Here is a 19,389-nt window from a genome sequence, read left to right as displayed (position 1 = left end):
TCAGTTCTCCTGTGCCGAAGACGGTGAGGTCGAGAAGGGGGCGGTGACGGAGCCGAGAGTGGAGATCTCGGCGCGCACCGTGACCCCGGGAGGGGCGGACACCATCGGTCCGAGTGCACCGGACAGCACCACCTGGCCGGCGGTCAGCGGCTGTCCGAATTCGCGCGCAGTGCGGGCGAGCCACAGCAAGGCGTTCAACGGATCGCCGAGGCAGGCTGCCCCGGTGCCCTCCGAGACGAGTTCGTCGTCGATGTACATCCGCATGGTCGTGTCGATCGGCTCGAAATCGGCGAGGGACACGCGGTGGGAGCCGAGCACGTAGAGACCGCTCGACGCATTGTCCGCGACCGTATCGGTGATCTTGATGTCCCATCCGGCGACCCTGCTGTCGACGATTTCCAGCGCCGCGACCGCATAGTCCACGGCGCCCCGCACCTTGTCGAGGTCGAGATCGTCGTCATCGAGGTCTGCGGAGAGCACGAACGCGATCTCCGCCTCGGCCTTCGGCTGGAGCAGCCGGTCGCTGGGGACCTCGTCGAGATCGGTGACATCCATATCGTCGAACAGCACCCCGAAATCAGGGCGGTTCACGCCGAGTTGCTGCTGGACTGCCGGGGAGGTGAGGCCGATCTTGCGCCCCACAATGCGGGCGCCGGAGGCGAGTTTGTGCTCGGTCAGGTGCTGCTGCACCGCGTAGGCCAGGTCGATGTCGGTTTCACCGAGCAGATCCCGCACCGGCGCACACGGCACGGCGGTGCGAGCGGCATCGATGAGCCGGCCGGCCGCTGCGCTGACGGTGTCGAGAGATGCGGCATCGCCCGCGGAATGGGGAGTAGTGGTCATCAGGTCCTCGTCGATCGATGGGTAACTCCATCGTGGGGGTACGAGTACCGCTTACCTAGCCGTAGGTTCCGCTCAGTGGAACGCGTGGCGCCGGATCATCCGGGAGCCGCTCACAGAGTCCGCAGGGCCGCACGACGGGCCAGGGTCGATGCGACGCCCGCCGCCGCCGCCTTCACCGCCGCCGCGTGTTTCTCGGGCCGGAACCGCGTGGCGGGCCCGGTGACGCTGATCGCGGCGACCGGATCCTCGTCTCCCAGAAGCACGGGTGCGGCGACACACACCAGCCCGACCGCCGATTCCTCGTGCTCGAACGCGACGCCCGTGCTCGCGATGCGATCGATGTGGTCGCGGAACCGGCCCGGCGCGGTGATCGTGCGCGGTGTCTTGCGGGCGAGCCCGGCATCCACGACGTCCACGAACAGCGCCGGCGACGAGAACGCGAGCAGCGCCTTGCCGATGGCAGTGCAGTACATGGGCATTCGTCCACCGACTCGCGACGGCGCCGGGGCCGGGCGATGGCCACCGATCTTCGAGACGTAGACGACTTCGGTGCCTTCGGGCACTCCGAGGTGCACGGTTTCATGGGTCCGCTCGTACAGGTCTTCCATGAACGGAATGGCGACCTCGAGCAGTCGTCGTTCCACCGACGCGCGCATGCCGAGTTCGAACATCCGGCCGCCGAGCCGATACCCGGACGCATCCTTGTCGAGCAAGCGGACGTCGATCAGATCGTTGACCACGCGGTGGAGAGTGCCCTTGGCCAAACCCGTGCGACGGCCGAGTTCGGCGAGGGTCACTCCGTGGTCGTCGGCGGTGAAGGCGTGCAGGACGGTGACGACCTTGCCGAGCACGGTCGAAGTGTCCACGGGCGGGTCGGCCGCCCGGCGCGTCGGCCGCTGTCCTTCCATGTGCCACAGGGTATGCCACCGCCGAGACCGAACCGCAACGCATCGTCCGCGCGGTGCCGGGTCGCGGTGGCATCCTGGACCGGTGACCGAGCGGAAACGACCGGACATCTCCTTCGAGACGTGGATCGAACGGCAGATCCGCGCCGCGCAGGAGCGCGGCGACTTCGACGACCTCCCGGGTGCGGGAAAACCCATCCCCGATCACGGCGACGACGAATTGTGGTGGGTCAAGGCCTACCTCGCCCGGCAGGGACTCGCGACGGAGGCATTGCTGCCGCTGCCCCTCCAATTGCGCCGGGAAATCGAGCGGCTACCCGAGACCGTGGCGAACGTGCCGTCCGAGCAGTCGGTCCGGGAGATCGTCGCGGGGCTCAACCGGCGGGTGGTGGAATACATGCTCCAGCCTGGTCAGCTACCGATCCCGGTCCACAAGGTGGACGTCGACGCAGTGGTCGAAACCTGGCGGGCCGGGAGACAGGCACGCCGGGAAGAAGCCCGGCGCGCCCTCCTCGCTGCCCAGGAAGGCCGTTCGGATCCCCCGTCCAGCCGCGCACGACCGGCACGGAGGCGGTCGCTCTTCCGGTGGTTCCGCGCCGGATGACCGGCACCGGAACCACCGGCGATGTCATGCGAGGTCGACGGTGAGCGGCGCGCCGGTCGCGGCGGCCACCTGTTCTTCCGTCACACCCGGTGCGCATTCGCGCAGGACCAACCCGGCGTCCGTCACATCGATGACCGCGAGGTCGGTGATGATCCGCTGGACCACGCCCTCGCCGGTCAGCGGCAACGAGCACCGCTCGACGATCTTCGGCTTGCCCGTCTTGTCGGTGTGCTCCATGAGCACGATGACCTTGCGGGCACCGTGCACGAGATCCATCGCGCCACCCATGCCCTTGACCATCTTGCCCGGCACCATCCAGTTCGCCAGATCGCCCGTGGCCGAGACCTCCATGCCGCCGAGTACCGCGGTGTCGATGTGCCCGCCGCGAATCATCCCGAAGCTCAGCGCGGAGTCGAAGAACGCCGCGCCCGCGTTGACCGTGACGGTCTCCTTGCCGGCATTGATCAGATCCGCGTCGATCGCCTCTTCCTCGGGGTACGGGCCGGTACCGAGGATGCCGTTCTCGCTGTGCAGGGTGACCCGCACGCCGTCGGGCAGGTAATTCGGAATCAGCGTGGGCAGCCCGATCCCCAGGTTCACGTACTCGCCGGGTTCCAGCTCCTGCGCGGCGCGCGCCGCCATCTGCGTGCGCGTCCAGCCCACTGCCCGTTCGACCTCGACGCTCATGATGCCGCTCCTGCCTTGACGGTCCGCTTCTCGATCTGCTTGTCCTGCGCCCCGGTGTGCACGATCCGGTCGACGAAGATCCCCGGCAGGTGCACCTCTCCGGGCTCGATCTCGCCCGGCTCGACAAGTTCCTCGACCTGCGCGATGCACACCCGCCCGGCCATGGCGGCCAACGGGTTGAAGTTCATCGCCGCCTTGTTGAACACCAGGTTCCCTTCGGTGTCCCCCTTCAGGGCGTGCACCAGGGCGAAGTCCGCGGTGATCGACTCCTCGAGCACGTACTTCTTGCCCCGGAACTCACGGACCTCTTTCGCCGGTGACGCCACCGCGACGCCTCCCTCGGCGTCGTACCGCCACGGCAGCCCACCGAGCGCGATCGGAGTTCCCACGCCGGCCGGGGTGAAGAACGCGGGAATGCCCGCGCCACCGGCACGCAACTTCTCCGCCAGCGTGCCTTGTGGCGTCAATTCCACCTCGAGTTCCCCGGAGAGGTACTGACGGGCGAACTCCTTGTTCTCGCCCACGTACGACGCGGTCACCCGGCGGATTCTCTTGTCGCCGAGAAGTATTCCCAGTCCGTGGCCGTCGACCCCACAGTTGTTGGAGAACACTTCGAGGTCGGTCACGCCCGCCTCGGCGAGCGCCTGGATCAGAATGTCGGGGATGCCGCACAGGCCGAACCCGCCCACCGCAAGGGACGAACCGTCTGTCACGTCCGCGACGGCCTCCACCGCGGACCGGAACACTTTCGTTGCCAACGCACACCTCTCGGGTCAGGGGAATCCGCGACCTCGTCGGGCCGCCGACGTCCATTCAATGAACGTCGTCCTTCTCGTCCCACCAATAAAGTTGCTGCAGGTGAGATTCACAAGTGAGCGCGCCGAGAATGCGAAAATTGCTCGCTATCCGGACACACGGACAAGATTCGTTCATTCAGTGGACGTAGGATAAGCCCGTGACCGCCCAAGGACAGCTGATCGGCAGAGTGAGCGCGCTGCTGCGGGCCGTGTCGTCGTACGAACCGGACGGGGCCTCGACATCGGACCTTGCCCGGGCGACCGACCTGGCCCGGCCGACCGTCCACCGGCTCCTCAGCTCGCTCGCCGACGAAGGTCTGGTCGACCGGGACCCGAAGTCGGGCCGATGGTCGCTCGGGCCCGAGCTGTACCTGCTGGGTTCGGTGGCAGCCACCCGATACGACATCACCGACCTGGCCGGAGACGTGCTTCGCGACCTTGCCCGCGAATCCGGGGAAAGCGCGTTCCTGTCCGCGCGCCGTGGAGACGAAACGGTGTGCGTGGCAAGCGAAGAAGGTAGTTTCCCGTTGCGTTCACACGTGCTGCACATCGGAATCCGGTTTCCGCTCGGGGTCGCGTCCGCCGGGCTCGCCATCCTGTCCCACATGTCCGACAAGGACATCGACGATTACCTCTCCCGCGTCGACCTCACGGCCACGTGGGGGGCACAGCACTCGCGCGACGCCGTCGAAGAGCGGATCGCCGCGACACGCCTGGCCGGCTACTCCGTCAATCCCGCACTGATCGTCGAGGGCAGCTGGGGGATGGGCGCGGCCGTCTTCGACCACAGAGGAGCCCCGACGTGGGCGCTGAGCCTGACCGGCGTGGAAAGTCGCTTCCGTGCCGATCGCACACCCGACGTCGGGGCTCTGTTGCTCGGTGGGGCACACCGCCTCACCCAGCTGTTACGTCACCGCACGCGCTGACGCCTCCGGATCACGACGCCGTGCTCGCGGCGGCACGCTGAAGCAGCCGTTCGGCGTGGCGCAATACCGGAGCGTCGACCATCTTGCCCTCGAAGTCGAACACCCCGCGCTCCGATCCGGCCGCGTCGAGTACCCGTCTCGCCCAGGCCTCTTCGTCCGGCGTGGGTGCGTAGGCGCGGCGGATCACGTCGATCTGGCCCGGGTGGATCGCAACCTTGATGTCGAATCCGACCGCTACGGCGTCGAGTGCCTCGTCGTGCAGACCGTCGGTGTCCTTGATGTTCAGGTACACCGAATCGAGTGCCCAGCGCGCGTAGCCCTTCGCCGCGAGCAACGTGACCGCACGGGCGTGCTGGGCGACCCCGCGGTAGAGCCCGTCCGGCGCGCGGCTGGAGTTGCCACCCAGTCCCGCCACGAGATCCTCGGCGCCCCACATCATTCCGATGGTGTTGTCGGCCTGCGCGATGCTCTCGACCGCGAGCACGCCGAGCGGAGACTCCACGAGCGCGACCACCTCGAGCGGCGCGAGGGATCGCACCTGTTCGCCGCTCTCACACTTCGGCAGCATCACCCGCGTGTACGGCGTGCGGCTCAGTGCCTCGAGGTCGGGTCCGTGGTCTTCGGTGCCGACCGGGTTGATCCGCACCACGGTGCGCTCGGGATCGAGCGGTGTGGCGACGAGTGCGTCGCGCGCGGCCTGCTTGTCGGCCGGCGCCACGGCATCCTCGAGGTCGATGATGACCACGTCGGCACGGGCGGCAGCCTTGGCGTAGCGGTCGGGTCGGTCGGCCGGGCAGAACAGCCACGCCGGGCCGGGAAGTGTCCATGTCATGTCGTGGGCCTCTTCTGCACGAGGGTCTGGCGGACCGCGATCCCGACAACGTCACCGTGCTGGTTGCGCCCGGTGTGCTCGAGGGTGACGATGCCTTCGCCCGGGCGGCTCTTGGATTCACGCTTGTCGAGGATCTTGGTCTCCACGTACAGCGTGTCGCCGTGGAACAACGGCTTCGGGAAGGAGACCTCGGAGAAACCGAGGTTCGCGACGATCGTTCCCTGCGTCAGCTGCGCGACGGAGAGACCGATCATGGTCGACAGGGTGAACATCGAGTTCACCAGCCGCTCCCCGAACGCGGTGCCCGCCGCATACGCGGCATCGAGATGCAGCGCTTGAGTATTCATGGTCTGCGTGGTGAACAGAACGTTGTCGGCTTCGGTGATGGTGCGGCCGGGCCGGTGCTCGTAGACCGCGCCGAGTTCGAATTCTTCGAACCACAGTCCACGCTGCGTGATGCGTTTCGCGTTCTCCGCGGGCGCCGTGTCGCTCACAGTCCCAGTTCCCGTCCGACGAGCATGAGCTGCACCTCGGTGGTGCCCTCTCCGATCTCGAGGATCTTGCTGTCGCGGTAGTGCCGCGCGACGGCGTATTCGTTCATGAATCCGTAGCCGCCGTGGATCTGGGTGGCGTCGCGGGCGTTGTCCATCGCCGCCTCCGACGCCACGAGCTTCGCGATCGCGGCCTGCTTCTTGAACGGACGGCCCGCGAGCATCGCCGAGGCGGCGTCGTAGTACGCGGTGCGCGCCGTGTGGGCACGCGCCTCCATCCGGGCGATCTTGAACGCGATTGCCTGGTTGCTGCCGATCGGGCTGCCGAATGCCTCGCGTTCCTTGGCGTACTTGACCGACTCGTCGACGCAGCCCTGCGCGGCACCGGTGGACAGCGCAGCGATCGCGATGCGGCCCTCGTCGAGGATCCGCAGGAAGTTGGCGTACCCGCGGCCGCGTTCGCCCAGCAGGTTTTCCTCGGGCACCCGCACATCGCTGAACGTCAGCGGATGGGTGTCGGACGCGTTCCATCCCACCTTGTTGTAGGCGGGTTCGGCGGTGAATCCGGGAGTGGAGGCCGGAACGAGGATCGTGGAGATCTCCTTCTTGCCGTTGTCCCGCACGCCGGTGACCGCGGTGACGGTGACGAGCGAGGTGATGTCGGTGCCGGAGTTCGTGATGAACTGCTTGTTGCCGTTGATGACCCACTCGCCGCCGTCGAGCTTCGCGGTGGTCTTCGTCCCGCCCGCGTCGCTACCCGCGCCGGGCTCGGTCAGGCCGAAGGCCGCGAGGTTCCGGCCGCTCGCGAGCTGCGGAAGCCATTCCTGCTTCTGCGCCTCGGTACCGAACCGGTAGATCGGCATGGCGCCGAGCGACACGCCGGCCTCGAGCGTGATCGCGACCGACTGGTCGACTTTGCCAAGTTCCTCGAGCGCGAGGCACAGAGCGAAGTAGTCCCCGCCCATTCCGCCGTACTCCTCGGGGAAAGGCAGACCGAACAGACCCATGTCCGCCATGCCCGCGACCACTTCGTAGGGGAACGAATGCTCGGCGTCGTGCTTGGCCGCGACCGGCGCGACGACGGTGCGCGCGAAGTCGGCGACCGTCTTGCGCAGCTGCTCGTACTCGTCGGGAAGCTGCCCGGTTGCCAGATATTCCGTCATTCCGTTGCCTCTTTCGTATCGGCGTGCGGGGTGACCCGCGCGAGAAGTTGATCGACCTTGACCTGCTCACCCGCAGCGGCGAAGAGCTCTACGGTGCCGGCGACCGGCGCGGTGAGCGAATGCTCCATCTTCATGGCTTCGACGACCACGATCGTCTCTCCGGCAGCGACTTCGGCGCCTGATTCCACCGCGACCGCGATGACCGCGCCGGGCATCGGGCTGGTGATGTCGGCGTTGCCGGCGTGCGCGTCGTCCCCGCGTACCCCTGCCTCCGCGACTTCACGGACCGAGACACTGCCGTGGCCGTCGGCGAGCCAGATCGCGCCGTCGGACTCGGCCACGCGGAAGACGTGGCGGCGTCCGTCGAGCACGACGGCGAGCACAGATCCGTCGAGCGTCACGGACACCGAACTACGTTCGCCGTCTTCGACACTCGCGACTCCGGCGGCGGGCGTTCCGCTGAACCCCACGTGCACGGTGCGATCGCCCGAGGTGAGACGGAAGGTCGCGGGCAGATGGGTACCGACGCGCCAGCCGTCCGGCACCGACCACGGGTCGGAGTTCGCGGCCGACCAGTGCTGCAACCAGAGGTGTGCGGCAGCCGCGACGAACGTGGTGTCCGACGTACCCGGGGCGGCGTAGTCCTCGAGACGCCGGTCGAGCAGGCCCGTGTCGAGGGCACCGGCGACGACTTCGTCGTCGGCGAGCAGGAAACGCACGAAGTCGACATTGGTGACCACGCCCAGGACGGCCGTGTCGGCGAGTGCCCGGTCGAGGCGGCGCAGTGCGCCCGCGCGGTCGGCGGCGTGGGCGATGACCTTGGCCAGCATCGGGTCGTAATCGCTGCCCACGATCGTGCCGGCCTGCACGCCGGAATCGACCCGCACTCCCGGTCCGGAAGGCTCGACGACGTCGGCGACATGGCCGCCGGTGGGCAGGAAGCCGCGGGCCGGGTCCTCTGCGTAGATGCGCGCTTCGATGGCGTGACCGTTGAGGGTGATGTCCTCCTGGCCGAACCCCAGCGGTTCACCGGCGGCAATCCGGACCTGCCATTCGACGAGGTCGAGACCCGTCACCATTTCCGTGACGGGGTGCTCGACCTGTAGGCGGGTGTTCATCTCCATGAAGAAGAATTCGTCGGGCCGGTCCGCGGACACGATGAACTCGACGGTGCCCGCACCGGTGTAGTCGACACTGCGGGCGGTGTTGCAGGCCGCTTCACCGATGCGGGCGCGTGTGACCGCGTCGAGCAGCGGCGACGGAGCCTCTTCGACGACCTTCTGGTGGCGGCGCTGCAGACTGCATTCGCGCTCGCCCAGGTGGACGACGTTGCCGTGCGTGTCGGCGAGGATCTGCACCTCGATGTGGCGGGGGCGCTGGACGAACCGCTCCAGGAACAGCGTGTCGTCACCGAACGACGACGCGGCCTCACGACGGGCCGACGCGAGCGCGGCGGGAAGGTCCGCCGGATCGGTGACCAGACGCATGCCCTTTCCGCCGCCACCGGCGGACGGCTTGACCAGCACCGGATAGCCGACCTCGTCGGCTCCGGCGATCAAGTCGGCGTCGGTCAGTCCCGGCCGCGAGATGCCGGGCACGACGGGAACCCCGAATTCCGAGACCGCGCTCTTCGCGGTGATCTTGTCGCCCATCGTCTCGATGGCATGCGCCGACGGGCCGAGGAATGCGATACCCGCTGTGGCGCAGGCGGCGGCGAATGCAGCGTTCTCCGAGAGGAACCCGTATCCCGGATGGATCGCCTGCGCACCCGTCGCGACGGCCGCGTCGATGACCTTGTCGATCGCGAGGTAGCTCTCGCGTGCCGCCGCAGGACCGAGCAGAACGGCGGTGTCGGCCTCGCGCACGTGCCGCGCGTCGCGGTCGGCTTCGCTGAAGACCGCGACCGAGCGCAGTCCCATATCTTTCAGGGTCCGGATGACGCGCACGGCGATCTCACCGCGGTTGGCTACCAGGACCGTATCGATCCGATTCGTATCGCTCATGTCGCTCACATCCGGAAGACGCCGTAGGAGACCGGCTCGAGGGGCGCGTTGGCGCACACCGAAAGTGCCAGTCCGAGAACTTTTCTGGTATCGACAGGGTCGATGATGCCGTCGTCCCAGAGTCGGGCCGTCGAGTAGTAGGGGTTGCCCTGCTCCTCGTACTGCGCGCGGATCGGCGCTTTGAATTCCTCTTCCTGCTCGGCGGTCCACGGGTTGCCCGAGGCGTCGAGCTGGTCGGACCGTACGGTCGCGAGCACCGATGCGGCCTGCTCGCCGCCCATCACGGAGATGCGCGCGTTGGGCCACATCCACAGGAATCGCGGCGAGTACGCACGGCCACACATCGAGTAGTTGCCGGCGCCGTACGAGCCGCCGATGACGACGGTCAGTTTCGGAACCCGGGCGCACGCGACGGCGGTGACCATCTTGGCGCCGTGCTTGGCGATGCCACCGGCCTCGTAGTCGCGGCCGACCATGAAGCCGGAAATGTTCTGGAGGAACAGCAGCGGGATCGAGCGCTTGTCGCACAGTTCGATGAAATGCGCTCCCTTGACGGCGGATTCGCCGAAGAGCACGCCGTTGTTTGCGACGATGCCCACCGGGTGCCCGTGGATGCGCGCGAATCCGGTCACGAGCGTCTTGCCGTACTCCGCCTTGAACTCGTGGAAGCTGCTGGACCCTTGGCCGGCACCGCCGGCACCGCCGGCACCGCCGGCACCGCCGGCGCCGTCGACGATGCGGGAGATGACCTCGTGCACGTCGTAGGGGATCCGCGAGTCGGTGGGGACCACGTCGTACAGCGTCTCCGGGGACTTCTCGGGTTCGACGGTGGGCTCGACGTCCCACGGCCGCTCCGCCCGGGGACCGAAGGTGGAGGCGATGTCGCGCACGATGCGGAGTGCGTCGCGGTCGTCCTCGGCGAGATGGTCGGTCACGCCCGAGACCTTCGAGTGCAGGTCGCCGCCGCCGAGTTCCTCTGCGGTGACCACCTCACCGGTCGCAGCCTTCACGAGCGGGGGGCCGCCGAGGAAGATGGTGCCCTGGTTCCGGACGATGACGGCTTCGTCGCTCATCGCGGGCACGTAGGCGCCGCCGGCGGTGCACGACCCGAGCACCGCGGCGATCTGCGGAATGCCCTTGGCGCTCATCGTCGCCTGGTTGTAGAAGATGCGGCCGAAGTGCTCGCGGTCCGGGAAGACCTCGTCCTGCCGGGGAAGGAACGCGCCGCCGGAGTCGACGAGGTAGAGGCAGGGCAGGTTGTTCTGCAACGCCACCTCTTGCGCCCGCAGGTGCTTCTTCACCGTGACGGGGTAGTACGTGCCGCCCTTGACGGTCGCGTCGTTGGCGACGATCACGCATTCGCGACCGGCCACCCGGCCGATTCCGGTGATGATGCCGGCGCCGGGGCACTCGTCGCCGTACATGCCGGTGGCGGCGAGCGGTGAGAGTTCCAGGAACGGGCTGCCGGTGTCGAGGAGACCGTCGACGCGGTCGCGGGGAAGCAGTTTGCCGCGGGAGACATGCCGCTCACGGGATTTTTCGTTGCCGCCGAGCGCTGCCGCGGCAAGCCTGTCGCGGAGCTCTCCGACCAGCTGTTCGTGCTGGTCGCGGCTGGTTGTCGAGATCGCCTGAGCGGTCGTCACGGACACCATCCTCGGTAGATTGAACTAATCGCCATTAACTGAAATCTAGGTTAGTTATGATTAACCGAGTTGTCCAGATCACAGACGAGTGGAGTTTCCCGCCATGCATGAGCCTGCCGAAGAAGCGGCGCCTCCCGCGCCGACCCGGCGGAGCCTCGCCAAAGCCGAGCGCCGCGCGCAGCTGCTCCGTGCCGCAGCCCGCCTGATCGCCGAGCGCGGGTTCGCCGGGGTCCGGCTCGAGGACCTCGGCGCGGCCGTGGGCATCAGCGGCCCGGCCGTCTACCGGCACTTCCCCAACAAGGACGCCCTGCTCGTCGAACTCCTCGTCGACATCAGCCGACGGCTGCTCGCCGGCGGCACCGCGGTCGTCGCCGACACCACCGACCCGCGTGACGCGCTCGGGAGACTCGTCGACTTCCATCTCGACTTCGCCCTCGGGGACCCCGACCTCATCCGCGTCCAGGACCGGGAACTGCATTCGCTTCCCGACGACGCGCGACGCGAAGTGCGCGTCACCCAGCGTCGCTACGTCGAGATCTGGGTGGGGACTCTCTGCCGCATCACCCCGGGTCTGGCCGAGTCGGATGCACGCACGATGGCTCACGCGACCTTCGGCCTGATCAACTCCACACCGCACAGCGCCGACCCGCGCTCACCCGAGGGCACCCGTGCCGTCCTCCGCCTGATGGCCCTCTCGGCGCTCGACGCCGCCCCGCTCCTCCGACCGACGACACCCACGAAGGACTCATGAGCTACTTCGAACGACTCGGCCCCGCGTCCTTCCGCGCGACCCGCCATGTGAGCGGCGCGTGGAACGAGGCCGAACAGCACATCGCCCCCGCGCTGGGCCTGCTCGCCCACGTCATCGAATCCGACCGCGACGCCCGCCGCGACGACGGGCTGGTGATGGCCCGCCTGTCGTACGACATCCTGGGAACCGTGCCCGTCGGCCCCGTCGACACCGCCGTGGAGGTCCTGCGGCCGGGACGCACGATCGAACTGGTCGAGGCCGCACTGAGCCACGGAGGCCGCACCGTCGTGCGGGCACGCGCATGGCTCATGCAGCCGCGGCCCACCGCCGAACTCGCAGGTTCGACGCTGTCGCGCATCGCACCGCCCGAGGACACCGAACCGTGGGATCCCACCACCGTGTGGCCGGGCGGTTTCATCGAGTCGGTCGAGGTTCGCCGGACGAGCGCCGGGCCCGGGCGTGCGTCCTTCTGGGTTCGCACACCGATCACGCTCGTCGACGACGACAAGGTGAGCACCCTCGCCGCTGCCGCAGGACTGTTCGACATCGCGAACGGCATGGCGGTGCGGGCGGATCCGCAGAAGGTCGCGTTCCCCAACCTCGACCTCACCGTCCACCTGTTCGCCGAACCCCGCGGCGACTGGGTCGGTTTCGATACCTCGGTCTCGTTCGGAGCCGACGGGATCGGTCTGACGAGCACCGTGCTGCACGACACGTCCGGCCCGATCGGCACGATGTCGCAGGTCCTCACCGTGCGCCCCGGCACACCGGAAGGCCCGTAACGCAGTCGTTACCCGGGGTAATCGAACGGTTGATCCGAGAGCACTACCGTCTGCGCCCGGAGCACGTATACAAGGGTGGATACACCCGAGCAGACACGGGGAGACCGGATGGCAGACGGACGCGAGCGGTTGCTCGACTCGCTCGATGTTGCGCTGGGCGCCGTCGATGCCCGGTACGCGGCGGCCTACCCGGGACTCGGACCCACTCGGCAACCCGTCCACACCGTGTACGTGCCCGTCGACCGGTACGACGCCGGCACGGTGCTCTCCTGGGGCGCGCAGGCGCGGGACACGTTCTCCCGGTACATCTCCGGAGCAGACGATCTCGCGGAACTGATCGGCGTCGAACCCGCTCTCGCCCGCGCCGTCCTGCCCCTGGTCGAAGCGAAACTCGCCACGGAACCGATCGAAGACCTGCGAATCGATTTCGAGGACGGTTTCCCCCAATCCGGCATCGCACCCGGCGCACGCGACGCCGACGAAGACGCCCATCTCGTGCGCGCCGCCGAAGCGCTCCGGAGCACGCCGGACCCGACACCCTTCTCCGGCATCCGCGTGAAATGCCTCGAACCTGCCGTCCGGGCACGCGCGGTACGCACCCTGGACATGTTCATCGGAGAACTTGCCGACGACGGTTGTCTCCCTGACGGATTCGTCGTCACGTTGCCGAAGGTGTCGGCACCGGAACAGGTCGCGGCGATGGTCACTGTGTGCGAATTTCTCGAGACCACGCACGGGCTCACCTCGCCGCTGCGCTTCGAAATCCAGATCGAGACGCCACAGGCTGTCTGCGGACCCGACGGCACCGCGCAGGTGGCGGCGATGATCCACGCCGCGCAGGGGCGATGCTCCGGGCTGCACTACGGCACCTACGACTATTCGGCGGCCTGCGGCATCGCCGCCGAATACCAAGCGATGGATCACCCGGTTGCGGACCACGCCAAGGCGACCATGCAGGTCGCCGCGGCCGACACCGGCGTGCACCTGTCGGACGGCTCGACCAACCGCCTCCCCGTCGGCACCGCCGACGAGGTGCGCGCCGCGTGGGCGCTGCACGCCCGGCTCGTCGATCGGTCGCTGCGCCGCGGCTTCTACCAGGGCTGGGACCTCCATCCCGCACAATTGCCCACCCGCTATGCCGCGACCTTCGCGTTCTACCGCCGCTCGTTCCCGTCCGCAGCGGAACGGATCGCGGCCTACTCGGCCCGCACCGACAGCGGTTTCCTCGACGAACCCGCCACCGCGAGGGCACTCACGTCGTTCCTGCATCGTGGCCTCGGCTGCGGCGCCCTCACCGACGCCGAAGTGCACGAGCACGCCGGAATCACGCCGGATCGGCTACGAGCACTGGCCGGCTTCGGCGCTCAGGATGGACGATTCGAATGAGCACCGTCATCCGGGCCCGCCGCGCCGTGGTCGGCGATCGTGAGCGTGCGTGCGCCGTGGTCATCCGGGACGGGCGGATCGCCGCCGTCGAGGACTATGCGGCACCGGTGCCCGGGGCACGCGAGGTGATCCTCGCCGACGACGAAGCGCTGCTTCCCGGCCTCGTCGACACCCACGTGCACGTCAACGACCCGGGCCGCGCCGAGTGGGAAGGATTCGCGAGCGCAACCCGCGCCGCCGCCGCCGGTGGGGTCACCACGTTGATCGACATGCCGCTCAATTCCATTCCGTCGACCGTGGACGTGGCTGCGCTCGCCGTCAAGCAGAAAGTCGCCGCCGGCCAGGTGACCGTGGATGTCGGGTTCTGGGGCGGCGCGATCCCCGGCAATCTCGCGGATCTCGAACCCCTCTGGGACGCCGGTGTATACGGATTCAAATGCTTCCTCGCGTATTCCGGACTCGACGAATATCCCCCGCTGGACCGGGACCAGATGATCGCAGCGATGCGCGTCATCGCCGGATTCGACGGCCTGCTCATCGTCCACGCGGAGGACGGCCCCACGCTCGACGCCCAGCCCGCACCGTCGGGTCGCCGCTACGCCGATTTTTTGCACTCGCGTCCACCCGTCGCCGAGGCACGGGCGATCGCGCAGGTGATCGACGGTGCCGCCGAAACGGGTTGCCGCGTCCACATTCTGCACCTCTCGGACGCCGGGAGCCTGCCGCTCGTCGCCGCAGCGAAGGACGCGGGAGTTCGCATCACCGTGGAGACGTGCCCGCACTACCTGACGTTGTTCAGTGAGGAAATCCTCGACGGCTCGACACATTTCAAATGCTGCCCGCCGATCCGGGAGGCCACCAACCGCGAAGGCCTGTGGCGAGGCTTGGCGGACGGCACGATCGACTGCGTCGTGTCCGATCATTCGCCGTGCACCCCCGAACTGAAGAAACTGGGGATCGGCGACTTCGGGGAAGCGTGGGGCGGAATCTCCTCGTTGCAACTGGGACTGCCGATCGTCTGGTCGGAAGGACGGCGGCGCGGACACTCCCTCGTGGACGTGACGCGGTGGATGGCCCGCAACACCGCCGCCCTGGCCGGACTACCCGACCGCGGCGACATCGCCGTCGGCAACACGGCCGACCTGTGCGTCCTGGCCCCCGACGACGCGTTCGTGGTCTTCCCCGACAAACTCCACCACCGCAACGCCGTCACCCCCTACGCCGAAATGGCGCTGGCGGGTGTCGTGCGGCAGACATGGCTGGCCGGCGAACCCCTCACGGTCACCGGTGATCGCCGCCACGACCCTGCTCCTCGCGCTCGACTGCTGTCCCGGAAGGACATTCGATGACATCGCCCGATTTCCGGCAACTTCCCGACCTCGCCTCCCGCGAACTGACCGGCTCGGTGATGTACGCCAACGACGAGTTGTTCGCCCAGCGTGAGAATCTCATCGCGCCCGGCCCGGCGCTGCACGATCTGTCCGCGTTCGGGCACAAGGGAAAGGTGTACGACGGCTGGGAAACCCGCAGGCGGCGCGAACCCGGACACGATGTCGCCATCGTGCGTCTCGGTGTCCCGGGCGTGATCCGAGGCGTGGTGATCGACACGGCGTGGTTCACCGGCAACTTCCCACCGTTCGCGTCGGTCGACGCCGTATGCCTCGAGGGATATCCCGGTGTCGCCGACCTCCTCGATGCGCCCTGGGAACCCGTCGTCGACAAGGTGGCCCTGCTCGGTGACACCGCGAATGCCTTTGCCGTGGACAGCGAGCGACGCTGGACCCACGTGCGTCTCAACATCTTTCCCGACGGTGGCGTCGCCCGCTTCCGGGTCCACGGGGAAGTTCGCCCGGACCCGATGTTCCTCACCGGCACGGTCGATCTCGCAGCACTCGAGAACGGCGGCGACATCGCGGACTGCTCGAACCGCTTCTACTCGTCGCCGCGCAACATCATCGCTCCCGGCAGGGCTGTGAACATGGGCGGTGGCTGGGAGAACGCACGACGGCGCGACGACGGGAACGACTACGTCGTGGTGCGCCTGGCCGGCACCGCACTGATCGACCACGTGGAGATCGACACGTCGTACTACGTCGGGAACGCGCCGGGGTGGGCACGACTGTCGGGCCTCCCGGACGGCTCGGACCCTGCCGACGCATCGGCGTTCGTCGAATTGCTCCCGAAGACTGCGCTGCTGCCCGATTGCCGGCACCGGTTCCGTGTGGATTCGAGCATGCCGCTCTCGTTCGTACGCTTGGACGTATATCCGGACGGAGGGATCTCACGGCTACGCGTGCACGGTCGCCTCGTGGACCAGGGCCTCACCCCGTGACTCCGAGTCACCGTCGCGGCACGCCCAGGTGTCCTAGGCTCAGCCCATGGCAGGTGCGGTGACAGAGGTACGGTCCCCCGAGGACCTGGTGACGGCGCTCGAATCGACCGGTTACCTCGCCGACGACGGCCTCGCGACCACGGCATTTCTGGCGATGCGGATGGGCCGGCCACTCTTCTGCGAGGGCGAACCCGGCACCGGGAAGACCTCCCTCGCGACGGCGCTGGCCGAGGCGCTCGACCTGCCGCTCGTCCGGTTGCAGTGCCACGAAGGCATCGACGCGTCGCAGGCACTCTACGACTGGGACTTTCCCCGGCAGTTGCTGCACCTGCGCACCCTCGAGGCCGCGAGCGGGGGCGCTCTGGACGCCGACACCGCCGAACGGTCCCTCTACACCGAGCGTTACCTGCTGACCCGGCCACTGCTGGCAGCCCTCACCGGCGCACCCTGTGTGCTGCTCGTCGACGAAATCGACCGTGCAGACGACGAATTCGAGGCGCTGCTGCTACAGGTGCTCGACGAGAACGCCGTGACGATTCCCGAACTCGGAGAGATCCGCGCGGCGGTGCCGCCGCTGACGGTACTCACCTCCAACCGCACCCGGGAAGTGCACGACGCACTCAAACGCCGGTGCCTGTACCACTGGGTCGAACACCCGGATCTCGACCGCGAGATCGCCATCCTGCGTCGTCGCCTGCCTGATATCGACGCTTCCCTCGCCGCGCAGGTCGCGCAAGCGGTCCACGCGCTGCGCGACTACGACCTGCTCAAACCGCCCGGGGTGGCGGAATCCCTCGACTGGGCCCGCGCGCTGCGTGAACTCGACCGCGAGGTGCTCGACGCCGCGACGGCAGCCGCGACACTCGGCGCCGTCCTGAAATACCGGGAAGACGTCGAGCGCGTCACGCGGGCCGGTCTCGACCGGGTTCTCGCCGGATGACGACCACGGCGCACGGCACGCTGGTGGGCTTCGCCGGGTTCACCCGCGCGCTCGCCGAGTCCGGCATGCCCGTGACTCCGGACGCCACCGACACGTATGTCCGGGCGCTCGGTGAACTCGACATCGGCGATCCGGCGCAGGTCTACTGGGCGGGACGGGCGACGTTGTGCCGCGACCCCGACGATCTACCCCGCTACGACGCGGCCTTCCGCAGCTGGTTCGGAGGCGCAGTGCCGAGCGTGTCGCGGACCCGGGGGCAGCGCACCCGTACCGCGCGGATCGCCGCGCTGACCCGGACGCAGGGAACAGTGGACGGCACGGGCGAAGATGCTCCCCAGTTGCAGGTCGCGGCCACCGATACCGAAGTGCTGCGGAATCGCGACATCGCGGAACTCACACCCGCCGAACGCGCTCACCTGACGGAGATGCTGACACTATTGCGGCCCCGTCCTCCTGTGCGGGCCGCCGCGCGGAGGCGTCCCTCCCGAGCCGGGCAGGTGGACGCGCGACGCACCCTGCGGGCGATGCTCGCCGCGGGTGGCGAGGCGGTACGGCCCGTGCGACACCGCAGGGCGACGCGGCCGCGCCGGGTGGTGCTGCTGATCGACGTGTCGGGCTCCATGGCTCCGTACGCCGACGCTCTGCTGCGGTTCGCGCACGTCGTCACCCGTTCCCACCCCGGCGGAACCGAGGTGTTCTCGCTCGGCACACGCATGACCCGGCTGTCGCGGGCACTGCGCGCCCGCGACCCCGAGCATGCCCTCGCCGCGGCCGCCCGCACCGTGCCCGACTGGGCCGGAGGCACTCGGCTCGGCGACACACTGCGCGCCTTCCTCGACCGCTGGGGACGCCGTGGACTGGCCCGGGGCGCGGTCGTGGTCATCTTCTCGGACGGCTGGGAGCGCGGCGACGCGGTACTGCTCGGAGAGCAGATGGCACAACTGCGCAGGCTCGCGCACGCGATCCTGTGGGTCAATCCGCACGCCGGCCACGCCGGGTACGAACCGATCCAATCGGGTATCTCGGTGGCATTGCCACATATCGATCGTCTGCTCGCGGGACACAGCCTCGCGACATTGGAAACATTGCTCGAGGAGGTCCATCGTGCGTGAGGTTCTCGACGAACTCGACCGCCGCTACCGGGCGGGCGAGGCCGTCGCGGTAGGCACCGTCGTGTCGACGTTCCGGTCCGCGCCGCGCCCGCCGGGAGCGTCGATGCTGGTCGCAGGAGACGGCACGGTGGCGGGCAGCGTGTCCGGCGGGTGCGTCGAGGGCGCGGTGTACGAACTGGCTCAGGACGTGATCGGTGACGGAACGCCGGTGCTCGAGCGGTACGGGGTATCCGACGACGACGCGTTCAGCGTGGGGTTGACGTGCGGTGGAATCATCGACGTCTTCGTCGAACGGATCGACAGCGCCGGATTTCCCTCCTTCGCCGACGTCGTCGCGTCGGTACGCGGCGGCGAACCGGTGGCGATCGCGACGGTCACCGAACATCCCGATCCGGCGGTGCTCGGGCGACGCCTGGTGGTGTGGCCGGACCGGGATGCCGGGACGCTGCCGTCCTCCCGGATGCACGATGCCGTCACCGACGACGCACGTGGTCTGCTCGACGTCGGACGATCCGGGACACTGCACTACGGCACCGACGGTGAGCGTCGCGGCGAGGGAATGTCGGTGTTCGTCAACGTCTTCCAGCCACCGCCTCGGTTGATCGTGTTCGGCGCAATCGATTTCGCCGCAGCGATGGCAGATCTGGGAACTTTCCTCGGGTACCGGGTCACGGTGTGCGACGCGCGCGGCGTCTTCGCAACCGAAGCGCGGTTTCCCGGCGCGGACGAAGTGATCGTGGACTGGCCGCACCGTTATCTCGCCGCCGAGGCCGACGCCGGACGGATCGACAAGCGCACCGTGATCACAGTTCTCACCCACGACCCCAAGTTCGATGTGCCTCTCCTGGAGGTCGCGCTCCGGCTCGACGTGGCGTACGTCGGCGCGATGGGGTCGCGCCGGACGCACGACGACCGGATGACCCGGTTGCGTGAAGCGGGGATGACGGACGACGATCTCGCGCGCCTGTCCTCACCGATCGGGCTGGATCTCGGGGCCCGGACCCCGCAGGAAACGGCGGTGTCGATCGCTGCCGAGATCATCGCCCTGCGGTGGGGTGGCGGCGGGCAGCGACTCGGGGAGACCGACGGACCGATCCACACCCACGACGAACCGGTCCGATCCGTAGATGGCGCCGCTCAGGGGCTCTGAACCTCCCCGGTGGTCTGCACGGGCAAGGGATGCTGCGCGCAC

19 protein-coding genes are annotated in these 19,389 nt (G+C 68.4%); 10 read left to right on the top strand and 9 right to left on the bottom strand.

Annotation, left to right across the window (positions count from 1 at the left end; translation table 11 throughout):
* Together HF877_RS10230 and HF877_RS10225 are read right to left on the bottom strand one after the other, a co-directional pair.
* Complete coding sequence (locus HF877_RS10230; protein WP_169621038.1) at positions 1-843, bottom strand: fumarylacetoacetate hydrolase family protein; 843 nt, start codon at positions 841-843, stop codon at positions 1-3.
* Positions 844-953: 110 nt separating this feature from the next.
* Positions 954-1,751: an IclR family transcriptional regulator gene (locus tag HF877_RS10225; RefSeq protein ID WP_206036885.1), complete on the bottom strand. Its 798-nt coding sequence runs from the start codon at positions 1,749-1,751 to the stop codon at positions 954-956.
* An 82-nt stretch (positions 1,752-1,833) separates the two neighbouring features.
* Between HF877_RS10225 and HF877_RS10220 the strand changes: the two genes are divergently transcribed.
* Positions 1,834-2,352 (top strand): DUF1992 domain-containing protein, encoded by a 519-nt coding sequence (locus HF877_RS10220; RefSeq protein ID WP_169621037.1) that lies wholly within the window; start codon positions 1,834-1,836, stop codon positions 2,350-2,352.
* A 24-nt stretch (positions 2,353-2,376) separates the two neighbouring features.
* Here the strand turns inward: HF877_RS10220 and HF877_RS10215 are convergent, their stop codons facing one another.
* Together HF877_RS10215 and HF877_RS10210 are read right to left on the bottom strand one after the other, a co-directional pair.
* Positions 2,377-3,039, bottom strand: coding sequence for a CoA transferase subunit B (locus tag HF877_RS10215; protein ID WP_169621036.1), 663 nt, complete (start codon positions 3,037-3,039; stop codon positions 2,377-2,379).
* The gene (locus HF877_RS10210; protein ID WP_169621035.1) at positions 3,036-3,797 is read right to left on the bottom strand and encodes a CoA transferase subunit A; all 762 of its coding nucleotides are present in this window, start codon (positions 3,795-3,797) and stop codon (positions 3,036-3,038) included. The genes HF877_RS10215 and HF877_RS10210 overlap by 4 nt, the downstream gene beginning before the upstream one ends.
* Before the next feature lie 215 nt (positions 3,798-4,012).
* On the opposite strand from HF877_RS10210, the gene HF877_RS10205 reads away from it, so the two are divergent.
* On the top strand, positions 4,013-4,762 hold the full coding sequence (locus tag HF877_RS10205) for an IclR family transcriptional regulator (RefSeq protein ID WP_169621088.1): 750 nt from the start codon (positions 4,013-4,015) through the stop codon (positions 4,760-4,762).
* 10 nt (positions 4,763-4,772) lie between these two features.
* Here HF877_RS10205 and HF877_RS10200 read toward each other — a convergent pair whose 3' ends face one another.
* From HF877_RS10200 to HF877_RS10180, 5 genes are read right to left on the bottom strand one after another with little or no spacing between them, the layout of a single operon-like run.
* Positions 4,773-5,594: a CoA ester lyase gene (locus tag HF877_RS10200; RefSeq protein ID WP_169621034.1), complete on the bottom strand. Its 822-nt coding sequence runs from the start codon at positions 5,592-5,594 to the stop codon at positions 4,773-4,775.
* Positions 5,591-6,088 (bottom strand): MaoC family dehydratase, encoded by a 498-nt coding sequence (locus HF877_RS10195; protein WP_169621033.1) that lies wholly within the window; start codon positions 6,086-6,088, stop codon positions 5,591-5,593. Before HF877_RS10195 ends, HF877_RS10200 begins: the two co-directional genes overlap by 4 nt.
* The gene (locus HF877_RS10190; RefSeq protein ID WP_169621032.1) at positions 6,085-7,248 is read right to left on the bottom strand and encodes an acyl-CoA dehydrogenase family protein; all 1,164 of its coding nucleotides are present in this window, start codon (positions 7,246-7,248) and stop codon (positions 6,085-6,087) included. The genes HF877_RS10195 and HF877_RS10190 overlap by 4 nt, the downstream gene beginning before the upstream one ends.
* Complete coding sequence (locus tag HF877_RS10185; protein ID WP_169621031.1) at positions 7,245-9,251, bottom strand: acetyl/propionyl/methylcrotonyl-CoA carboxylase subunit alpha; 2,007 nt, start codon at positions 9,249-9,251, stop codon at positions 7,245-7,247. The genes HF877_RS10190 and HF877_RS10185 overlap by 4 nt, the downstream gene beginning before the upstream one ends.
* 5 nt (positions 9,252-9,256) lie before the next feature.
* Positions 9,257-10,903: a carboxyl transferase domain-containing protein gene (locus HF877_RS10180; protein WP_169621030.1), complete on the bottom strand. Its 1,647-nt coding sequence runs from the start codon at positions 10,901-10,903 to the stop codon at positions 9,257-9,259.
* Between the two features lie 94 nt (positions 10,904-10,997).
* Here HF877_RS10180 and HF877_RS10175 point away from each other — a divergent pair, with 94 nt between their 5' ends.
* The 8 genes from HF877_RS10175 to HF877_RS10140 all read left to right on the top strand — a co-directional run bounded on the left by HF877_RS10175 (position 10,998) and on the right by HF877_RS10140 (position 19,347).
* Positions 10,998-11,645, top strand: coding sequence for a TetR/AcrR family transcriptional regulator (locus HF877_RS10175; protein WP_169621029.1), 648 nt, complete (start codon positions 10,998-11,000; stop codon positions 11,643-11,645).
* On the top strand, positions 11,642-12,427 hold the full coding sequence (locus HF877_RS10170) for a thioesterase family protein (RefSeq protein ID WP_169621028.1): 786 nt from the start codon (positions 11,642-11,644) through the stop codon (positions 12,425-12,427). The genes HF877_RS10175 and HF877_RS10170 overlap by 4 nt, the downstream gene beginning before the upstream one ends.
* Before the next feature lie 108 nt (positions 12,428-12,535).
* Positions 12,536-13,813, top strand: a complete 1,278-nt coding sequence (locus HF877_RS10165; protein WP_169621027.1) for an aldolase/citrate lyase family protein — start codon at positions 12,536-12,538, stop codon at positions 13,811-13,813.
* Positions 13,810-15,162: an allantoinase AllB gene (allB, locus tag HF877_RS10160; protein WP_169621026.1), complete on the top strand. Its 1,353-nt coding sequence runs from the start codon at positions 13,810-13,812 to the stop codon at positions 15,160-15,162. Before HF877_RS10165 ends, allB begins: the two co-directional genes overlap by 4 nt.
* Positions 15,159-16,145: an allantoicase gene (alc, locus tag HF877_RS10155; protein WP_169621025.1), complete on the top strand. Its 987-nt coding sequence runs from the start codon at positions 15,159-15,161 to the stop codon at positions 16,143-16,145. Before allB ends, alc begins: the two co-directional genes overlap by 4 nt.
* Positions 16,146-16,191: 46 nt before the next feature.
* A complete protein-coding gene (locus HF877_RS10150; protein WP_169621024.1) occupies positions 16,192-17,085 on the top strand; it encodes a MoxR family ATPase in 894 nt (297 codons plus the stop codon).
* On the top strand, positions 17,082-18,197 hold the full coding sequence (locus HF877_RS10145) for a VWA domain-containing protein (RefSeq protein ID WP_169621023.1): 1,116 nt from the start codon (positions 17,082-17,084) through the stop codon (positions 18,195-18,197). The genes HF877_RS10150 and HF877_RS10145 overlap by 4 nt, the downstream gene beginning before the upstream one ends.
* Positions 18,190-19,347, top strand: a complete 1,158-nt coding sequence (locus HF877_RS10140; RefSeq protein WP_169621022.1) for an XdhC/CoxI family protein — start codon at positions 18,190-18,192, stop codon at positions 19,345-19,347. The genes HF877_RS10145 and HF877_RS10140 overlap by 8 nt, the downstream gene beginning before the upstream one ends.
* The last annotated feature ends 42 nt before the right edge of the window (positions 19,348-19,389 follow it).

The sequence above is a fragment of the Rhodococcus sp. BL-253-APC-6A1W genome, from assembly GCF_012843405.1.
GTDB lineage: Bacteria > Actinomycetota > Actinomycetes > Mycobacteriales > Mycobacteriaceae > Rhodococcus.
This window is presented reverse-complemented; position numbering and strand designations above follow the sequence as displayed.